This is a genomic window from Candidatus Thioglobus sp. NP1, from assembly GCF_003326015.1.
Lineage (GTDB): Bacteria > Pseudomonadota > Gammaproteobacteria > PS1 > Pseudothioglobaceae > Pseudothioglobus > Pseudothioglobus singularis_A.
This window is the reverse complement of the sequence record NZ_CP023860.1, coordinates 726,171-745,005: the sequence shown is the minus strand read 5'-3', so window position 1 is coordinate 745,005 and position 18,835 is coordinate 726,171. Positions and strand designations below refer to the sequence as shown.

16 protein-coding genes are annotated in these 18,835 nt (G+C 35.7%); 5 read left to right on the top strand and 11 right to left on the bottom strand.

From position 1 onward, the window contains the following. Positions 1-33: 33 nt before the first annotated feature. Complete coding sequence (dcd, locus tag CRN91_RS03850; RefSeq protein ID WP_114115127.1) at positions 34-600, top strand: dCTP deaminase; 567 nt, start codon at positions 34-36, stop codon at positions 598-600. Positions 601-605: 5 nt separating this feature from the next. Next, positions 606-2,174 carry a peptide chain release factor 3 gene (locus CRN91_RS03845; RefSeq protein WP_114115126.1) on the top strand — a complete coding sequence of 523 codons (1,569 nt, stop codon included), beginning with the start codon at positions 606-608 and terminating at the stop codon, positions 2,172-2,174. A 5-nt stretch (positions 2,175-2,179) separates the two neighbouring features. On the opposite strand, the gene CRN91_RS03840 is transcribed toward CRN91_RS03845, so the two are convergent. The 8 genes from CRN91_RS03840 to CRN91_RS03805 all read right to left on the bottom strand — a co-directional run bounded on the left by CRN91_RS03840 (position 2,180) and on the right by CRN91_RS03805 (position 14,272). Next, complete coding sequence (locus CRN91_RS03840) at positions 2,180-3,214, bottom strand: quaternary amine ABC transporter ATP-binding protein (RefSeq protein ID WP_114115125.1); 1,035 nt, start codon at positions 3,212-3,214, stop codon at positions 2,180-2,182. Beyond that, a complete protein-coding gene (locus tag CRN91_RS08755; protein ID WP_114115124.1) occupies positions 3,211-5,379 on the bottom strand; it encodes an ABC transporter permease subunit in 2,169 nt (722 codons plus the stop codon). Before CRN91_RS08755 ends, CRN91_RS03840 begins: the two co-directional genes overlap by 4 nt. 238 nt (positions 5,380-5,617) lie before the next feature. After that, positions 5,618-6,622 (bottom strand): glycine betaine ABC transporter substrate-binding protein, encoded by a 1,005-nt coding sequence (locus CRN91_RS03830; protein ID WP_114115123.1) that lies wholly within the window; start codon positions 6,620-6,622, stop codon positions 5,618-5,620. Positions 6,623-6,833: 211 nt separating this feature from the next. Next, positions 6,834-9,449, bottom strand: coding sequence for a DNA gyrase subunit A (gene gyrA / locus CRN91_RS03825; protein ID WP_114115122.1), 2,616 nt, complete (start codon positions 9,447-9,449; stop codon positions 6,834-6,836). A 103-nt stretch (positions 9,450-9,552) separates the two neighbouring features. Then, positions 9,553-10,608 (bottom strand): 3-deoxy-7-phosphoheptulonate synthase, encoded by a 1,056-nt coding sequence (locus tag CRN91_RS03820; RefSeq protein WP_114115121.1) that lies wholly within the window; start codon positions 10,606-10,608, stop codon positions 9,553-9,555. 4 nt (positions 10,609-10,612) lie between these two features. Next, positions 10,613-11,404, bottom strand: a complete 792-nt coding sequence (folE2, locus tag CRN91_RS03815) for a GTP cyclohydrolase FolE2 (RefSeq protein ID WP_114115120.1) — start codon at positions 11,402-11,404, stop codon at positions 10,613-10,615. A 174-nt stretch (positions 11,405-11,578) separates the two neighbouring features. Beyond that, the gene (gene parC, locus CRN91_RS03810; RefSeq protein WP_114115119.1) at positions 11,579-13,816 is read right to left on the bottom strand and encodes a DNA topoisomerase IV subunit A; all 2,238 of its coding nucleotides are present in this window, start codon (positions 13,814-13,816) and stop codon (positions 11,579-11,581) included. 117 nt (positions 13,817-13,933) lie between these two features. Continuing rightward, complete coding sequence (locus CRN91_RS03805; protein WP_114115118.1) at positions 13,934-14,272, bottom strand: histidine triad nucleotide-binding protein; 339 nt, start codon at positions 14,270-14,272, stop codon at positions 13,934-13,936. Positions 14,273-14,364: 92 nt separating this feature from the next. Here CRN91_RS03805 and CRN91_RS03800 point away from each other — a divergent pair, with 92 nt between their 5' ends. Further along, positions 14,365-14,946, top strand: coding sequence for a malonic semialdehyde reductase (locus CRN91_RS03800; protein ID WP_114115117.1), 582 nt, complete (start codon positions 14,365-14,367; stop codon positions 14,944-14,946). Between the two features lie 13 nt (positions 14,947-14,959). On the opposite strand, the gene CRN91_RS03795 is transcribed toward CRN91_RS03800, so the two are convergent. After that, the gene (locus tag CRN91_RS03795) at positions 14,960-15,466 is read right to left on the bottom strand and encodes an HPP family protein (RefSeq protein WP_114115116.1); all 507 of its coding nucleotides are present in this window, start codon (positions 15,464-15,466) and stop codon (positions 14,960-14,962) included. A 143-nt stretch (positions 15,467-15,609) separates the two neighbouring features. On the opposite strand from CRN91_RS03795, the gene CRN91_RS03790 reads away from it, so the two are divergent. Together CRN91_RS03790 and CRN91_RS03785 are read left to right on the top strand one after the other, a co-directional pair. Continuing rightward, positions 15,610-16,350 carry an SDR family oxidoreductase gene (locus CRN91_RS03790; RefSeq protein ID WP_114115115.1) on the top strand — a complete coding sequence of 247 codons (741 nt, stop codon included), beginning with the start codon at positions 15,610-15,612 and terminating at the stop codon, positions 16,348-16,350. Positions 16,351-16,357: 7 nt separating this feature from the next. Next, complete coding sequence (locus CRN91_RS03785; RefSeq protein WP_254424968.1) at positions 16,358-17,221, top strand: NAD(P)-dependent oxidoreductase; 864 nt, start codon at positions 16,358-16,360, stop codon at positions 17,219-17,221. Between the two features lie 31 nt (positions 17,222-17,252). On the opposite strand, the gene CRN91_RS03780 is transcribed toward CRN91_RS03785, so the two are convergent. After that, the gene (locus CRN91_RS03780) at positions 17,253-17,888 is read right to left on the bottom strand and encodes a class I SAM-dependent DNA methyltransferase (protein WP_114115113.1); all 636 of its coding nucleotides are present in this window, start codon (positions 17,886-17,888) and stop codon (positions 17,253-17,255) included. A gap of 13 nt (positions 17,889-17,901) precedes the next feature. Then, positions 17,902-18,777, bottom strand: coding sequence for an EamA family transporter RarD (gene rarD, locus CRN91_RS03775; protein WP_114115112.1), 876 nt, complete (start codon positions 18,775-18,777; stop codon positions 17,902-17,904). Between the last annotated feature and the right edge of the window lie 58 nt (positions 18,778-18,835).

Sequence of the window (18,835 nt, the reverse complement as noted above, 5' to 3'; positions counted from 1 at the left end):
TACAAATACTTTGGCACTGTAAAATATAAATTTATGAGTATAAAGTCTGATAATTGGATAAGAAAAATGTCTCTAGAAGAAGGCATGATTTCTCCATTTGAACCCTATCAACTCCGCAAGGTAAATGATCAAAAAATTATCTCTTATGGAACATCAAGCTATGGCTATGATGTTCGCTGTTCGACAGAATTTAAAATATTTACAAACATTAATCATAATATTGTTGATCCTAAAAATTTTGATGAGCAAAGCTTTGTTGAGGTCAATTCCAATGAATGCATTATTCCTCCTAATTCTTTTGCCCTAGCAAGCACAATTGAATACTTTAAAATTCCTCGTTCGACTCTTGTTATTTGCTTAGGAAAATCAACTTATGCAAGATGTGGGATTATTGTTAATGTCACTCCACTTGAGCCTGAATGGGAAGGACATGTGACCCTTGAATTTTCTAACACCACACCGTTACCAGCAAAAATATATGCCAATGAAGGTGTTGCTCAGATGCTTTTTTTTGAATCAGACGAAGTATGTGAGACGTCTTATAAAGATAGAGATGGAAAATACCAGGGTCAAACTGGCGTCACCCTTCCTAAGACTTAACTAATATGTCTGAACTCTCTAAGCGTCGCACCTTTGCGATCATCTCTCATCCAGATGCTGGGAAAACCACTGTTACTGAAAAACTTCTTCTTTATGGTGGTGCAATTAAGACCGCTGGAAGTGTTAAAGCAAGAAAAGCTGATAGTCATGCTACAAGTGATTGGATGGAGATGGAAAAAGAAAGAGGCATCTCTATTACCTCATCAGTAATGCAGTTCCCTTATGATAATCATATTATAAATTTATTAGATACTCCAGGTCATGAGGACTTCTCTGAAGATACTTATCGCACTCTAACCGCTGTAGACTCTGCCTTGATGGTTATTGATGTTGCTAAGGGTGTTGAACAAAGAACTATCAAACTAATGGAAGTCTGTAGACTTCGTGATACTCCTATCCTAACATTTATTAATAAAATGGATCGTGAGGGTCGAGAACCCATTGATCTTTTAGATGAAGTTGAATCAGTTTTAAATATTGAATGCTCTCCAATAACTTGGCCAATTGGAATGGGTAAAGGCTTTAAAGGTGTATTTCATTTTCTAGAAAATAAGGTCTATTTATTTGAAAGTGGTAAGAATGCAAAAATAGGTGAAAACACAATTATTGAAGGTATCAATAATCCTCAACTAGATGAAATTTTAGGTAATGAGTTTGCTCATGAGGCTCGAGAAGAAGTCGAGCTGATTAGTGGTACAACTAATCCTTTCAACTTAAAAGATTTTCTAGAAGGTAAACAGACACCAGTTTTTTTTGGATCTGCAATTAATAATTTTGGTATTGAAAATTTACTTGATGGCTTTATCAAATACTCACCAATTCCTCAAAGTCGTGAGAGTGACTCAAGGATTGTGTCCCCAGATGAAGAAAAGTTAACAGGCTTTGTCTTCAAAATTCAAGCCAATATGGATCCAAAACACCATGACAGATTAGCCTTTATGAGAATCGTAAGTGGTGAGTACCAAAAAGGTATGAAAGTTCTTCAAGTTTCTACAGGTAAACAAATAAAAATTGCTAACGCTGTAACTTTTATGTCTCGAGAAAGGAGCTCTACTGAAGTGGCTTATGCTGGGGATGTTATTGGGATTCATAATCATGGAGGTATTGGCATTGGAGATACCTTTACTCAAGGAGAAAAAATCAACTTTCAAGGAATCCCAAATTTTGCACCAGAACTTTTTAGGCGTGCATTACTTAAAGACCCTTTAAAAGCAAAAGCCCTCCAAAAAGGTCTTGATCAACTCTCTGAAGAGGGTGCAACGCAAGTATTTCGCCCCATCTCAAATAGCTCTCAAATTTTAGGAGCTGTAGGAATATTGCAATTTGATGTTGTTGCCCACAGACTTAAGTATGAATATGGCGTGGACTGTCAATTTGAAACAATAAATGTAGCTACCGCAAGATGGGTAGTAGGATCTGACAAAGATATTGATCAGCTTAAAATAAAAGCTGGTAATAATGTTGCAATTGATAGTTCTGGAATGTTATCTTATTTAGCGCCCAGTATGGTGAACCTTCAACTCACTATTGAGCGTCATCCAAATTTAAAGTTTAACTCTACAAGAGAGCACTAAGTCTTTTATACCTCTAAGGGTTTAACAACCTCAGCAATATCCTTCTTATTTAAATAACCAACATCTGAACCACTTGAATCTTGAATAATGCAACAGTCAGCATTTTCACGAAGCATCTCACACAAAGCAGAATCGATTGAATCCATATCACTAACTGCAATTGATTTAGAGCCCTTTGATGGCTTTTGATCTGTCATAACAGATTTAGTTTGAAGCACATGCGAGCGATTTACTTTTTTAACAAAGTCTCTTACATAATCGTCTGCAGGTGTCATTAAAATTTCCTGACTTGTACCATGTTGGACCAACTCTCCACCATTTAAAATGGCGATGCGATCACCAATTTTAAGAGCCTCGTCAAGGTCATGAGTAATAAAAACAATTGTCTTGTGAAGCTCTTGTTGCAGTTCTAGGAGTAAGTCTTGCATGTCACTTCGAATTAAAGGATCAAGGGCACTAAAGGCCTCATCCATCATTAATATTTCGGTATCACAAGTAAGAGCTCTAGCCAAACCAACACGTTGTTGCATTCCACCTGATAGTTGAGATGGGTAGCGATCTTCATAACCTGTTAAGCCTACTCGATCAATCCATTTTTTTGCTCTAGTAATGGCATCATCACCTTTCACACCCTGTAAGTGAACACCCAGGCAAACATTATCCAAAATTGTTTTATGAGGTAACAATGCAAAGCTTTGAAAAACCATCGCTGTTTTTTGCTGCCTAAACTTACGAAGTTGCTCCATAGGCATTTGAATCACATCCTCACCACCAATCATGATAGAGCCAGCGGTAGGTTCAATAAGTCGGTTGATATGACGAATAAGAGTCGATTTTCCAGAGCCTGAAAGACCCATAATTACTTCAATATTCTTGTTTGCCAGGTCAAGGTTAATATTACTTAGTCCAAGAACATGCTGATGCTCCTTAAGGAGATCATCTTTCCCCATCCCGTTATCGACATGTTTTAAAACAGACTCTGCCTTAGGTCCAAAAATCTTTGTCAGATTTGAAATTTTTATTTTTATATCCTGCGTCATAGGACATCTCCAGAACGGTGTTTTTGAATCCTAGTACCAAATGCTTGAGAAACTCTATCAAAAATAACTGCCAGGGCAACAATTGCAAGCCCATTTAGAGTACCCATTGATAAATATTGATTTTGAACAGCCTGGAGTACTGGTAGTCCAAGTCCTGCAACTCCAATCATTGAGGCAATAACAACCATCGCTAGAGCCATCATAATAGTCTGGTTTATCCCAGCAAAAATATTTGGAAGAGCCAAAGGTATTTGCACCATAAACAATCTTTGCCTATATGTTGCTCCAAATGCATCTGCTGCTTCCATCGCTTCTTTATCAACTAAACGTATGCCTAAATTTGTTAACCTCACAATAGGTGGCATAGCATAGATACAAACTGCAATTAATCCAGGAACCTTACCAATACCTAGCATCATAACAACAGGAATAAGATATACAAATGGAGGGATTGTTTGCATAATATCCAGTACAGGAGTTATTATTGATTGTGCTCTTTCGGACTTTGACATCCATACACCAAGAGGCATTCCTAATGTCAAACATAGAAGTGTTGCAGCTGAAATCATTGTTACAGTTGAGATCATAGGGTCCCACATATCTAAAAATCCAATTGCAAAGAATGCAAACATAACTGAAATTGAGACCTTAATACTTCTAGAGCCTAACCAGGCTAAAATTCCTGCTACCCCTAAAAAAATCGGCCATGGTGTTGATAATAATAGCCTTTCGAGCCAAACTAAAAAAAACATTAACGGATCAAAGAAAGCCTCAATATTACTCCCAAACTCTCTTGTAAAGTCTTTGAAAGCAGCATCAACACAGTTACGAGAACTCATCATTACATCCCCAGGTATTGATATTACATTGTTTACAAATATACTAAAGTCTGAAGTCGTTATTGAATCTCCAACTCGAGAAGCCATGCTACTAAAGTATTGAATTTGCGACTCAGGGTTGACTGGGCGAATTGCGTTAATACTTAATCCAACATCGTTAGCATAACCACTTATATTTGCAGCCAAAGCCTCTGGATCAGTTGATCGTATAGAGATATACTGCCTATCCAGTCTTTCCACAGTTTTATCAAAACTAGCCACTGCTCTTACTTTAATATCACCATAATTACCCGCTTCATAGAGGCCAGCTAACTCGTTTACTTTCGCACTTAACTCATTTGCTTTATTTACTAATGGCATTAGGACATTCTCAACAGTCGAGACATCGGTTCTAATAGCAGCTTCTTTGACAGCTCTGGAAAGAGCCTCTGAATCATTTATATAAGGCATTAAATCTGAAACTATTTCATTACTCTCTGCCATATCCTTAACTTTTGCATGGGTAGAGATACTTAGCGTATCTAAGTTATAAATCATATCTCGAACACCAGGGTAATTCTTATATATTGAGGATGAGGCATTCACTTGCTCACGAATTTGTGACAATTGATCTAAGTGAGTTTGGATTGAAGAATTTGAACTAAGGAAATCAATATTTCCTTTAAGACCTGTAATTTTTTGATTTAGTAATGCAATTTGAGAACCCATTTCACTCATAAAGGAATCAGTATATTGCTCTGCTTTATCTGAATATATACTTGAAAGCTCTTCAACCTTAGCAAGCAACTCTTGTGCCTTTGGATTATTATTTATATATCGCGCATTTTCACTAATAGCTTTAAATAAAGTTTCTGTTTCAGCAAATAAAGAAATAACCTCATTAGGGGTAGTTATAGAGTCAACCTTATTTATTAGCTCATTAATAGTGCTACCATAGTTTTCTAATAATGAGTTTTCGTTTGAACTATAGAGACCAGAAAGCTCTTGAGTCTTACTCTCTAGGGCTTGAGCTAATAACTGAACCTTTTCGAGAAGTTCTGCAGAATTGTTAACTTCGGTTAATCGATTAGAGTCGTTTGCTAATTCTTTTAACGTTTTCGTTTTGGCTTCTGCCCGATCAGTAAGCTTTACAAAACTATCCGTTATTTGAACCAACTGAGAATACTCTGTAGCATTTAGAGCTTGAGCTGTTAAGTCATCAGCTCTTTTTGTCATCGCTTGGATAAAGTTTAAATCTTTCCCAAGTATTCTTAGATCTGCAATTTCAGATGCTGGCGGAATACACTCTATTATTGACTGTTGAGGGATTGGCCTAACTGCCGACATACTAAACTCCTTTAAACTCTTTTAAACTCTTTTAATTTAAACATTTTTTTTCTTCAAATTGCAATTCAATTTAAACTTAAATTAAAAATGACTTATCCAAAATAAATAATTTTTATGATTAAAGACTGATATTTAGTCCTTAATCATAAAAATTGCCCGTAATCATAAAATCTACGGGCAATTAGTATTTACCTAAAACCAGAATAACTAAAAAAGTTTTACTGGTTTCTTTGAACCTTTATAGAGAAGCTTCTACTGAGGCAGCAACATCTGCACTGACCCAAGCTTTCCATACGTCTCCATGAGATGATAAGAATTCAACAGAAGCGTCAGCTCCTGTTCCTCCAGTATCTTCCATCCATACTAGCATTTGATTCATTACAGAACCAGGCCATGTACGAGCTTCAAAATACTTCATCGCATCACTTGGACCGTTGTAGTACATGTTGTCACTTAGTAGTGTATTCACTCGAGAATTAATCCAAGATGAAGCCTCACAACCAGTACTAGCGACAGCAACACAACCTACCCAGTTATCGTCACCAGCATAAGAGCCCATATCGATAGCCTGCATGTCATATTTACCAACTAACGAAGTTGGATTCCAGTAATAACCGAACCAGTTATCACCACTCTCTGAAGCTTTTGCAATTGAACCATCAAGTCCAGCAGCTGAACCAGGATCGATTAACTTCCAACCTTTTGCTTCCATATCAAACGCGTCATAAAGAGCTTGGTTTGATAATTGGCAACCCCAACCAGCAGGACAACCATGGAAAGCACCCATTGAAGGATCTTCCTTGTCAGGGAATAAGTCAGGACGTGCAAGAATTGCTTCAGCTGAAGTTAACTCAGGATGTGCATCAAGTGTAGCAGGTAAAACCCACCAGCCTTCACCAAGACCTGACATTGGAGCTATATTACCAATGTGTAAACGACCCGCACCAACAGCACTATCAACTAGATCAGCCATTGCATTAGCCCAAATTTCTGGAGCAACGTCTGGTGAACCAGTTTCATTCATTGAAGTAAATGTAGGCATAGTAGAACCAGCAACTAGCTCAATTTCACAGCCCATTGCTTCCAGCATAGCCTTGTCAACATTAGCCATCAAAGAAGCTGATGCCCAGTTCATGTCAGCAATAGTTATTTTTCCACATGCAGCATTTGAGGCAGTACTAAACATTAATAAAAATGCAGTAGCAGTTGCACCAAATACCTTAGTGATAAATTTAATATTCATATTTTCTTTCTCCTAAAGGATTAATTTATATACAGATATAGAGTGAATAATTTCAAACTCTGATAAGATTATAGCAATAGAATAATAGGTTTTTGATGTTTTTTAAAAAAAAAGAGGCTAGTTTTTCTTAATGTAAAAAAAGATAAAGCTCATCCATTTAAAAGTTGTAGTTCAAAATGAAATTTAATATATTTAATTAAATAAAAAATAACTACTCTTCTGGCTCAGACGATACCGCATCATTATTTAAATCATTAGTATCCTCATCATTACTATCCTCATCATCAGTTTCAGCAATTTTAGCAACTGAAACTAATTTTTCATCTTCCGCTATATTAATTAGTGTTACGCCCTGAGTATTTCGACCAATTACTGAAACATCTGCAGCACGGGCTCTTACAAGAGTCCCTTTATCTGAAATAAGCATCATTTCATCCTCATCAGTTACCTGAATAGCACCAACAACTTGACCATTTCGATCTGATGTTTTTATTGAAATTACTCCAGAACCACCTCTAGCTTGGGCACGATATTCATCCAAAAGAGTTCTCTTACCATAGCCTTTCTCAGTAGCTGTTAAAATAGGGTCACTTGATTCAGCAACAATTAAAGAAACTACCCTATCATTATTTGCTAATCGAATACCTCTAACACCAATCGCAGTTCTTCCAACTGATCGAACATCAGACTCTCTAAATCGTATTGATTTTCCAGCAGAAGAGAAAAGCAATATATCATGCTCTCCAGCAGTTATTTCAACCCCAACCAATTTATCATCATCTCTCAATTCTATAGCTATAATGCCACCCTTTCTTGGACGAGAAAAGTTTTGCAGTGAAGTTTTTTTACAAGTTCCAGAACTCGTAACCATAAATACGAACTGATCATCGGTAAACTCTTTAACTGGCAAGATTGCATTTATTGACTCATCTTTTTCGAGAGGCAGTAAGTTGATAATAGGCTTTCCTCTTGAAATTCTAGAAGCCATTGGAAGCTCATAAACTTTTAACCAGTGGACCTTTCCTGTAGAGGAAAAACAAAGAACTGTGTCATGTGAGTTGGCAACAAATAATTGATCAACAAAATCCTCATCCTTCATTTTCGTTGCAGCCTTTCCTTTACCTCCCCTTCGTTGGGCGTGGTAATCACTGAGAGACTGAGCTTTGACATACCCGCCATGGGAAAGAGTTACTACACGATCCTCTTGAGCTATCAAATCCTCAAGAGTTAAATCTATTTTGTGCTCAATAATTTCAGTGATGCGAGGACCACCAAAACTATCTCTGATCTCAGTTAGCTCTTTGCGAATGACATCCATCAAAAGGTCTGGTGTTTGAAGTATATCGAGCAAAGCTTTAATCTGCTCTAATAGTTCATTAAATTCATTAAATATCTTATCTTTTTCAAGACCAGTTAACCTATGAAGTCTTAAATCAAGAATCGCCTGGGCCTGTTTTTCTGATAATTGATAATCTCCATTCTTTTGAAGACCAAGATTAGCGCCTAAATCTTGAGGCTTGAATTGAGCCATATCTCTATCACCAATAAGCTCTTGAATTACGGAACCCTTCCAGACTTTTGCAACTAGGCCTTCTTTTGCTTCACTTGGATTAGGGGCAGCTTTAATAAGAGCAATAACCTCATCAATGTTAAAAAGAGCTACAGACAATCCCTCTAATAGGTGAGCACGATCTTTTGCCTTATTAAGTTCAAAAATTGAACGGCGAGTGACAATCTCTCTTCTATGAGCAATAAATGCACTTAGGATAGACTTCAGGTTCATTAATTTTGGCATTCCATGGTCTATTGCAACCATATTAATACCAAAGACAGTTTGCATTTCTGTAAGCTTGTAAAGGTTATTAAGCATAACCTCAGGTACTTCACCCCTCCTTAGCTCAACAACCATTCTCATACCATCTTTATCTGACTCATCTCTTAGGCCAGTAATACCATCAATCTTCTTATCTTTAACAAGTTCTGCAATCTTACCAATTAATCTAGCCTTATTAACCTGATATGGGAGCTCAGTAACTACAATACTAAGTTTATCTTCGCCCTCGACATGAGATCTAGAGCGTAAATATATTTTGCCTTTACCTGTTTCATAAGCCTCACGAATACCACTCGCACCATTAATGATTCCAGCAGTTGGAAAATCTGGTCCAGGTAGGATTTCTAAAAGCTCATCAATTGAAATATCTTCATTATCGATAAACCTCAAGCAGGCCTCTGTGACCTCTGTAAGGTTATGAGGTGGAATGTTTGTGGCCATACCCACAGCAATTCCTGAAGATCCATTGATTAATAAATTTGGAACACGTGTTGGTAGAACTGAAGGCTCACTTTCAGAACCATCATAGTTATCAATAAAATCAACAGTCTCTTTTTCTAAGTCTCTTAAAAGCTCATGTGAGAGTTTTGTCATACGTATTTCTGTATAACGCATTGCTGCAGCACGATCACCATCGACCGAACCAAAATTTCCTTGTCCATCTACAAGAACGTTTCTCATTGAAAATGGTTGTGCCATTCTAACAATAGTGTCATATACTGCAGTATCACCATGAGGGTGATACTTACCAATAACATCGCCCACAACTCGGGCCGATTTTTTATATGATTTATTGTAATCGTTGCCAAGAACATCCATGGCATAAAGAACGCGTCTGTGAACTGGCTTTAAACCGTCTCTTACATCTGGTAATGCCCTTCCAACAATGACACTCATTGCATACTCCAGATAAGAGCCACGCATCTCGTCTTCTATTGTTACAATGGGGTATTTTTCTTCAAAAATTTCTTCGGAATCAGTATCGTCAGACATACAATAAACCTATAAAAAGAAGTAGATTAAATTGTACCCTATATGAGTTAAAAACGGACTTAAAATTTAAGCATTTTTAACTATAAAGATGAGTAAAAAAAAATTAATTATTTCTAGATTTAACAGACTTTGCAAGATCTCTTAAAAGTACTTCAGTATCGTCCCAACCAATACAACTATCAGTAATACTTACTCCGTACTTTAAAGAAGATAAAGGACCAACTTTTTGATTACCTTCATTCAAATGAGATTCAATCATTACTCCGAAAATAGACTGTGAACCATCTTCAATCTGTTTTGCTATATTAGAGCCAACTTTTAATTGATTTTTATATTCTTTTTCAGAATTTGCATGAGAAAAATCTATCATTACTTTATCAACCAGTCCTTTACTTTTTAGGGACTCACATGTACTTTTAACATGCTCATTAGAGTAATTAGGACCATCCTTACCACCTCTCAATATAATATGAGTTGTATCATTACCTAGAGACTTAAAATGGCTTATTCCTCCGTCTTTATTAACAGAAAGAAGGTTATGTGGGCTGTTAGCAGAAAGAATCGCATCAAAAGCTATATCTAAAGATCCACCAGTGCCATTTTTAAATCCAACCGGACATGATAATGCAGATGCTAATTCTCTATGAGATTGACTTTCAGTAGTTCTTGCCCCAATGGCTCCCCATGCAATCAAATCAGAGAGATACTGAGGAGTCAAAACATCTAAATACTCAACGCCTACTGGAAGATTCATTTCACCCAAATCAATTAAAAGCTTTCTAGCAATCTCAAGACCTTTATCAATATTAAAACTTTCATCAAGATTTGGATCATTAATTAATCCTTTCCATCCAACTGTTGTTCTAGGCTTTTCAAAATATACACGCATAACAATAAATAAATCTTCGGATAACTCTTCCTTTAACTGACAAAGTTTATTGGCATACTCTATTGCAGCCTTAGTATCATGAATAGAACATGGACCAACTAGTACCATTAGACGATTATCGTCTCCATAAAGTATATTCTTTATTGTATTTCGAGAGGTAACAACACTTGAGGCTACTTTCTCAGATAGAGGAAGTTTATGAATAAGATAGTTAGGTGACACCATTGGTGCACTGGAAACAATTCTAACATTATCAGTATTATGTGCCATTGGCTTACTTTTGATTCGTAATTAATGCGTATGCTGAATGGTTATGAATTGATTCAAAGTTTTCTGATTCAAGAGAATAATAATTAACTTTTTTATCCTCATTTAGCTCAACAGCAATATCTCTAACAATATCTTCAACAAAAGCAGGGTTTTCATAAGCTCTTTCAGTAACTACTTTCTCATCATCACGCTTTAAAATGGCGTAAAGCTCACTTGATGCTTTTTGCTCTGCAAGATCGATTAAATTTTCTAAATGAACAACTGAACCCTTTGAGGCTTTTGCTTCAATTGTGATATGAGACCTTTGATTATGAGCCCCATACTTAGAAATACTCTTTGAGCAAGGGCAAAGACTTGTTACAGGAACAACTACCTTGACACTTAAATTAGCTTCACCATCCTTAATATCACCTATTAATGTTGCCTGATAGTCTAAAAGGCTCTTAACTCCAGATGATGGTGCTGATTTATTCCTAAAAAATGGAAAATCAACAACAATACGAGCAGTATTTGAATCAAGTTTTTCAGCAACTGATTGCACCAAATCCATAAAGCTTTCAATACTAAAAGTACACTCATTAGCGTTTAAAATTTCTATAAATCTTGACATGTGCGTACCTTTAACATTCTCTGGCAACCTTACAGTCATTGTAAAATTACCAATAGACGGGAATGACTCATTGTCTCGATTAATAAAATTGATGGGGTGCTTTATATCTTTAATACCAACTTGATTGATAACGATATTTCTTAAATCTTTAGTGTTTTGTGTATCTGGAAGTAGTGTATTTTTCATTATATTATTCCGAATAAGTAACTTAAGACCTTTGGTATTACCAAATGGCAACCTTTGTACATAAAAAAGTCGCAATTATACCTGTTTGATTATTACTAATCCACTTACAATTTTTGTTAGATTAGCCTAAGATGTAGAAACTATAAGGCTTTTTGAACTATATTGATTTAGTTATTAATCAATTGCCTCTATACTATCAACTTTTTTGAAAAAACCAGGTACGATCGTACCCTTCCTTGCGCGGTGACTTACAAAATTAATTAGCTCCTCAAAAGAGTAACTCTTACTTCTCTTTCCAGAAATAAATTTTAATTTTTGATTTTCTTTTACAGAACAAATACCTACCAAAAATTCTTCTCGATCTGCAAAGTCTTTAGTTGAAATCTGAATAAGCTTATTTCCTTTACCTTTCGAAAGTTGGGGAAGCTCAGAAACTGGAAATATTAATAATCTAGCTCTATTTGTAACAACGGCAACAAAGTCACTATCAAGATCTTGAATTGAAGCAAGCCTCATTGTTTTTGCATGAATTGAAAGTGTAATTAAATGTTTACCAGATTTAGTTTTTGACTTTAAATTGCCAAGCGATGTTACAAAACCATATCCTGCATCTGAAGAAACCATTACAAGCTGCTCATCTTCACCCATAACAACATCAATAAATTCAGCACCAATTGGTGGCACCAATCTTCCCGTCAAAGGCTCTCCTTGGCCCCTTGCGCTAGGCAGGCTATTGGCCAATAATGAGTATGACCTTCCAGTAGAATCAATAAAGAAAGCCATCTTATTACTTCTTCCTTTGGCATCCTTTAAGTAAGTGTCGCCAGACTTATAATTTAATGAAGAAGAGTCAATTTCATGACCCTTAGCTGCTTTAACCCAACCCTTTTCACTGAGAACAACAGTAACATTTTCAGCAGGCATCATATCCTGATCATTAAATGCCAAAGCAGATGGCACATCTGAAATGACTTGGCAACGCCTCTGATCACCAAATTCTTCTAAAATAACCCTTAACTCTTTTTTTATATAAGTCTTTAATCTTGTTTCACTCGAAAGAAGAAGTTCAATTGATTTTTGCTCTTTTTGTAAAACCTCAGCTTCACTTTTAATCTTATCTTCCTCAAGTTTTGCTAAATGGCGCAACTTCAACTCTAAGATTGCTTCAGCTTGAATTTCACTAATCTTAAATTGTTTAATAAGAACAGGTTTTGGTTTCTCTTCACGTCTTATAATTGCAATAACTTCATCTAAATTTAAATACGCTACAAGAAGGCCTTCAAGGATATGCAATCGATCGACAATCTTTTTGAGTCGAAACTGTAATCGATTAACAACAACCTGCGTTCTAAATTGAAGCCATTCTTTTAATAGAGGAATTAATGGTTTAACTTGTGGCTTACCGTCTAAACCAATAACATTCATATTAACACGATAATTTTTTTCGAGATCAGTAGTAGCAAATAAATGCAGCATTAATTGATCACAGTCAACCCTATTCGACCTAGGGACAACAACAATACGGGTTGGATTTTCATGATCTGATTCATCACGAAGATCCTCAACTAGGGGTAATTTTTTATTTCTCATCTGTGCAGCAATTTGAGTGACTACCTTTGCGCCTGATGTTTGATAAGGAAGAGCTTCAATAATAATCTCTCCATCTTCTTTGATATAGCTTGCTCTCATTTTGACTGATCCATTACCAGTCTCATACATTTGATAGATATCCTCTTTAGAACTGACAATAAATGCATTAGTTGGGTAATCAGGTGCTGGAAGAATACTCAATAATTCCTCAAGACCTGTAGAAGGTTTTTCAAGAAGTTTAATACATGCTGCAATAACTTCGCTAAGATTGTGAGGAGGCATATCTGTTGCCATTCCGACTGCAATACCTGATGTTCCATTAAGCAACAAATTAGGTACCTGAGCTGGCAACTGTTCAGGTTCCTGAATTGTGCCATCAAAATTATCAGTCCAGCTGACTGTGCCTAAATTAATTTCACTAAGAAGTAAATCAGCATAAGGTGATAACTTTGACTCAGTGTATCTCATTGCAGCAAAGGATTTTGGATCATCTGGAGCACCCCAGTTACCTTGGCCATCAATGAAAGGATAACGATAGGAAAAAGGTTGTGCCATTAATACCATAGCTTCATAGCAAGCGCTATCACCATGGGGATGGAATTTACCTAAGACATCACCAACCGTTCTAGCAGACTTTTTAAACTTTGCAGTTGACTTAAGACCAAGCTCACTCATAGCATAAATAATACGTCTCTGAACGGGCTTTAAGCCATCTCCAATAAAAGGGAGTGCGCGGTCAAGAATGACATACATCGAGTAATCAAGATAAGCGCGTTCACTATACTCTCCAACGCTTTGTCTCTCAATGCCGTTTTGGCTCATTTTTTCCTTAATATTTTAAATCGAAGATCACATTCAGAAGAATGATGTGAGTTAATGTTATTTTAATTCAACTATGCGTTCATTAAAAGATTAATTATTTAACTATAGCAAAAATAATTAGCCTGGAGGCCATGACAACTGCCGACCACCAAGGCAATGTAAATGGATGTGAAAAACACTTTGACATCCATCACTATTACAGTTCATAACAAGCCTATAGCCCTTTTCAGAAAATCCTCGTTCTTTTGCAATCGAGGATGCAACCATACTCAACCTACCTAATAAGGCTTCATCATTAGCATCGTTAGGAGTTGCAATGTGTTCTTTTGGTATTACCAAAAAATGCTCAGGCGCTTGGGAGTTAACATCGTTAAAAGCTAAAACTTTATCATCTTCATAAAGTTTTTCGGCAGGAATCTTGCCTTCAATGATTGAACAAAAAATACAGTTTTCCATAATTCAATTTTATATCTTTCAATATCTAATATAAAGAAATACTAAAAGCACTTATAATCAGAATTGTTATTTAATTATTATAGGTAAATTATATGCTTTCATCTTCAAGTTTAGATACACTTTTTACAAAAGCTAGAAGCCACAAGGGATGGCTAGATAAAGAAATAACTAGTGAACAAATTTTGCAAATTTATAATTTACTAAAATTTGCCCCCACCGCCGGTAATTGCTGTCCTGCAAGGTTTACTTTTATTCAAAGTGAGGAAGCAAAAAGAAGACTTAAACCAACATTAGATAGTGGAAATGTTGACAAAGCAATGCACGCACCAGCTGTTGTCATTATTAGTTACGACAGTGAATTCTATAATAAATTACCTTACCTAGCTCCTCACTATGATGCTAAATCTGGATATGAAGGTAAAGAAATGAAAATAAAGTTTGCTGGAGAATTTAATTCAGCCCTTCAGGGTGCTTACTTTATTATGGCAGCCAGATCGATAGGTCTGGACTGCTGCCCAATGCTTGGCTTTAGTAAAGAAAAATTAAATCAAGAGTTTTTTCCTGAAGAAAAAAATATATCAACTTTCATTTGCGCAATTGGATATGGTGATGAATCTAAACTTCAAAATCGAGCACCAAGGCTTGACTTCAATGAGGCTTGTAGTATCTTATAATATTTCTAAACTTTTACCAATATTTTGGATAACTACGATCCCTAGAAATATTATTATAGATAAGAGCAACCACTACTATTAGTATTGCACCAATAACAGTTGGCATCCATAAATAATCCCAATTAGCGCCTAACAAAAAAACAATAAAAGGGTTAGATCCTGCTGGGGGGTGAGGCACTCTTAAAAGCTGCATAGCTGCTATAGCAAATGCTAAGGCTAAAGCCATACTCCACCAATCTGAACTCACAAGATTATAAAAAATTAAACCAATTAGAGTCGTTATAAAGTGCCCAATAATGACATTTCTTGGTTGTGCGAAAGGTGAATCAGGAAGCACAAATAAAACAAAAATTGATGCTCCAAATGACCCCATAATGATAGGTTGCTTAGTGTAATAAGCCAAAAATCCAATTACGCTTGCTGCTAAAAAAGCACCAATTGCGATGAAGATAATTTCTTTCATAGATGGGCTAGGAGGAATTGCTGCTGGAGAACCTTTAAGCTTAGTAAGATAGGACATAATGCATCCAAAAAATAATTAATAAATTATATATTATTTACTTACTTTAATAAAAATCAAATAGTATTTATAATACGAAACAGAAAGCTAATTTCATATAAAGTAGAATGAATTTAAATCAATAATAGTAAGGAGCAAATTTGATGAATAGGTTATTAGGTAAGAAAGTTTTAATAACAGCTGCTGCTCAAGGAATGGGACGAGCTGCAGCATTAGCAATGGCAGCTGAAGGTGCTAAAGTTTTTGCAACTGACATAAATGTTAGTGAGTTAAAGACACTTTCTGAGGAAAATAATGAAATTGAAACCTTTGAATTAGATGTTATGGACCCCATTGCAATTGCCAATGCTCCAGAGAAAACTGGGCCCTTGACTACCTTGTTTAATTGCGCAGGATTTGTACATAATGGCACAATTATGGATATGTCAGATGATGACTGGGACTTTTCATTTACTCTAAATGTTAGATCTCAATTCCGCTTTATCCGTGCCTACTTGCCTGGAATGCTAGAAAATAAAGACGGATCTATAATTAATATGGCATCTGTAGCTTCATCAATAAAGGGCGCTCCAAATCGCTGTCTTTATGGCTCAACAAAAGCCGCTATTCTAGGCCTTACAAGGGCTGTAGCTGCTGATTATGTTAGTAAAGGCATAAGATGTAATGCACTTTGCCCAGGCACAATCATGACGCCATCTTTAGAAGAACGCATGCGTGCAACTGGAGACTATGAGAACGCAAAAATAGAATTTTTAGCTCGTCAGCCAATAGGGAGATTTGCTACTTCAGAAGAAGTTACTGGTATTCTAATTCATCTTGCAAGTGACGAATCAAAATTCACTACGGGCACCTTCCAAATTGTGGATGGTGGATGGAGTCTATAGTAAAAAAATGAATAACAATAATAAAATTGGATTTATTGGTGCTGGAATTATGGGTCAAGGTATGGCTCAGAACCTTCTTAAGGCTGGCAATGAGGTGAGTATCATTGCCAATAAAAATAGGCGCCCTATCGACGAGCTTGTTGCATTAGGAGCTAATGAAGTATTATCTTTAGCTGATATGGTAAGCTGTTGTAATAGTTTTATTCTATGTCTTCCAAGTTCAGCAACTGCAACCTCAGTTTGTGATGAATTATTCCCCCTATTATTTCCAGAAACTTTAATTATTGATTGCACTACCAACGAGCTTGTTTCAGTAAAAGAGTTAGAAAAAAAAGCTAAAGCTTTAAAACTAAGATATGTTGAGGCGCCTCTTACTGGAGGACAAAAACAATCATGGGATGCTATGTTGGGAGCAATAGTTGGCTGTGATAAGGATGATTTTGAATTGGCTAGTAATATTCTTAAACCTTGTTGTGCGCAAATTGAGTGGCTTGGTGAATTAGGAATGGGAGCAAAAACTAAGCTCGTTTCTAACTTTCTAGCACTTGGTACGGCTACTTTAGTTGTTGAGGCCATGAAGTCAGCTAATAAACTTGGGATTGACTGGGAGAAATTCTATAAACTTGCCTCTCAAGGCTCTGGTCATTCAATGAGTCTTGATCGAATTGCCCCTAAAGCAATTGAAGGCTCTCATGATGGTTATGTTTTTACTATTGCAAATACAGTTAAGGATATGGAATATATCTTAGCTTTATTAAAAGATCAGCCAGATGCAGCAGCCCTTACTGAGGTTTTTTTAAGAATTTATAAAGATGCTGCAAATGCTGGCATGCAGGATTCTTTTTTAAGTGCCCGGGTTAAAAATAAATAGTTTTTGCTTTAATAAACTCAAATTATTATTTTTATTCAGTAACTTGATAAAGGCATAATTGACAATTAATCCCTTCTTTAGTATTGTAGTTTGATGCATGATGCTCAATTTTTTTCCATAAATTGGAATTTTCTAAATCCTTAATAATTTTTTCATAAGGGGATAACTCCCACTCTTGTTTTCGAACAGTAAAGCATATAAAACCCTTACTTTTTGCTATCCGGACCATTTCGTAAAGTGCCTCAGGACCTACATGGCCACAAGTAAATGTTCCAGCACAAACAATTGCATCAAAGGAGTTATCTTTAAAATTAAGCTTTTGAGTTAAATCACAAAGATTTAAAGATTTATAAATATTTTTTTTTGATGCCTTATCAAGCATTTTTTGAGAAAAATCAACACCAAAAATATTCTTATAATTACTCTTGTAAAGAATATCGCCAGCAAGCCCAGTTCCACATCCAGCATCTAATATCTTAGATTTTGTATTTTTTAAGTATCTTAGTAATATTTCAGTTGTAACAATATGGCCAACATACCCAGCCAATTTAATTACATCATGTTCATAATGAGATGCCCATTGTGTATAAATACCTTCTAACTCTTTCATATCAGAAGCATGAAGTGTCTGATAGATTGTTGAGATCATATTTTTAGTATTCTTCATTACACTTATATTTTTATTTAAAGTTACTATTTTCTTTCATAAGACAATAACAATATATTATAAGTCCAGCCCAAACTCCAATAAATCCTAGTAATTGGTTTGAGTTAACCAACTCATTTTGTAAATAATAGCCAATTAGGAATTGAATTGTTGGAGTAATTAAAAATAAAATCCCAACAGTGGTCATAGGTAGTAGCTTAGCTCCTGCATTAAATAGAGCAAGTGGTATAACTGTTACAGCGCCTGCTAGAAATAATAAAATATCAGTGGAAACATCTATATTTAGAAAAGAAGCATCGTAGTTTAAATAAAACCATACAGAGAATATTAAAAAAAATGGAAGCAGTATTAGCGTTTCGATGTACAGTCCTGGAAGAGCAGATGAGGCCATTGCTTTTCTGGCAATACCATAAGCTGCGAAAGTAAATCCTACTATGAAACCTAACCATGGAAATGAGTCCCCACTAAAAACATAGTATAGAGAACCAATTGTTGCAAATAATACTGCTAATTGCTTTAGTTTTGAAATCCTTTCATGAAAGAAAAAGTATCCACCTAACATATTAATTACAGGGGATAAAAAATAACCCATTGAAGCCTCTACAACTCGTCCTAAATTTACTGCAAGAATATAACAACCCCAATTAATAGTAATAAGAATTGCTGTTAGAAGTAAAAAAACTAATTCTTTTTTAGAGGATAGAGAGTCCTTAAAATTGGACCTCCAAGACGATTTAGAATAAACTAAAAAAAATAAAACAGGGACTGACCATAACATTCTATGCAAAAGAACTTCTGAGGGATTAACATGATTAAGTAATGCCCAATATATAGGGAAACAGCCCCACATTAGATAGCCTGAAAGTACAAATAGAATGCCTTTATTCATAGAAATCAAGCAAAAAAGAGAAAACCTTATTGTAGACTAAATAAAATTTTTTAAGGGT

Coding starts and splice junctions, on each gene's coding strand:
- dcd (WP_114115127.1), top strand. CDS start 34: ATGAGTATAAAGTCTGATAATTGGATAAGAAAAATGTCTCTAGAAGAA.
- CRN91_RS03845 (WP_114115126.1), top strand. CDS start 606: ATGTCTGAACTCTCTAAGCGTCGCACCTTTGCGATCATCTCTCATCCA.
- CRN91_RS03840 (WP_114115125.1), bottom strand. CDS start 3,214: ATGACGCAGGATATAAAAATAAAAATTTCAAATCTGACAAAGATTTTT.
- CRN91_RS08755 (WP_114115124.1), bottom strand. CDS start 5,379: ATGTCGGCAGTTAGGCCAATCCCTCAACAGTCAATAATAGAGTGTATT.
- CRN91_RS03830 (WP_114115123.1), bottom strand. CDS start 6,622: ATGAATATTAAATTTATCACTAAGGTATTTGGTGCAACTGCTACTGCA.
- gyrA (WP_114115122.1), bottom strand. CDS start 9,449: ATGTCTGACGATACTGATTCCGAAGAAATTTTTGAAGAAAAATACCCC.
- CRN91_RS03820 (WP_114115121.1), bottom strand. CDS start 10,608: ATGGCACATAATACTGATAATGTTAGAATTGTTTCCAGTGCACCAATG.
- folE2 (WP_114115120.1), bottom strand. CDS start 11,404: ATGAAAAATACACTACTTCCAGATACACAAAACACTAAAGATTTAAGA.
- parC (WP_114115119.1), bottom strand. CDS start 13,816: ATGAGCCAAAACGGCATTGAGAGACAAAGCGTTGGAGAGTATAGTGAA.
- CRN91_RS03805 (WP_114115118.1), bottom strand. CDS start 14,272: ATGGAAAACTGTATTTTTTGTTCAATCATTGAAGGCAAGATTCCTGCC.
- CRN91_RS03800 (WP_114115117.1), top strand. CDS start 14,365: ATGCTTTCATCTTCAAGTTTAGATACACTTTTTACAAAAGCTAGAAGC.
- CRN91_RS03795 (WP_114115116.1), bottom strand. CDS start 15,466: ATGTCCTATCTTACTAAGCTTAAAGGTTCTCCAGCAGCAATTCCTCCT.
- CRN91_RS03790 (WP_114115115.1), top strand. CDS start 15,610: ATGAATAGGTTATTAGGTAAGAAAGTTTTAATAACAGCTGCTGCTCAA.
- CRN91_RS03785 (WP_254424968.1), top strand. CDS start 16,358: ATGAATAACAATAATAAAATTGGATTTATTGGTGCTGGAATTATGGGT.
- CRN91_RS03780 (WP_114115113.1), bottom strand. CDS start 17,888: ATGAAGAATACTAAAAATATGATCTCAACAATCTATCAGACACTTCAT.
- rarD (WP_114115112.1), bottom strand. CDS start 18,777: ATGAATAAAGGCATTCTATTTGTACTTTCAGGCTATCTAATGTGGGGC.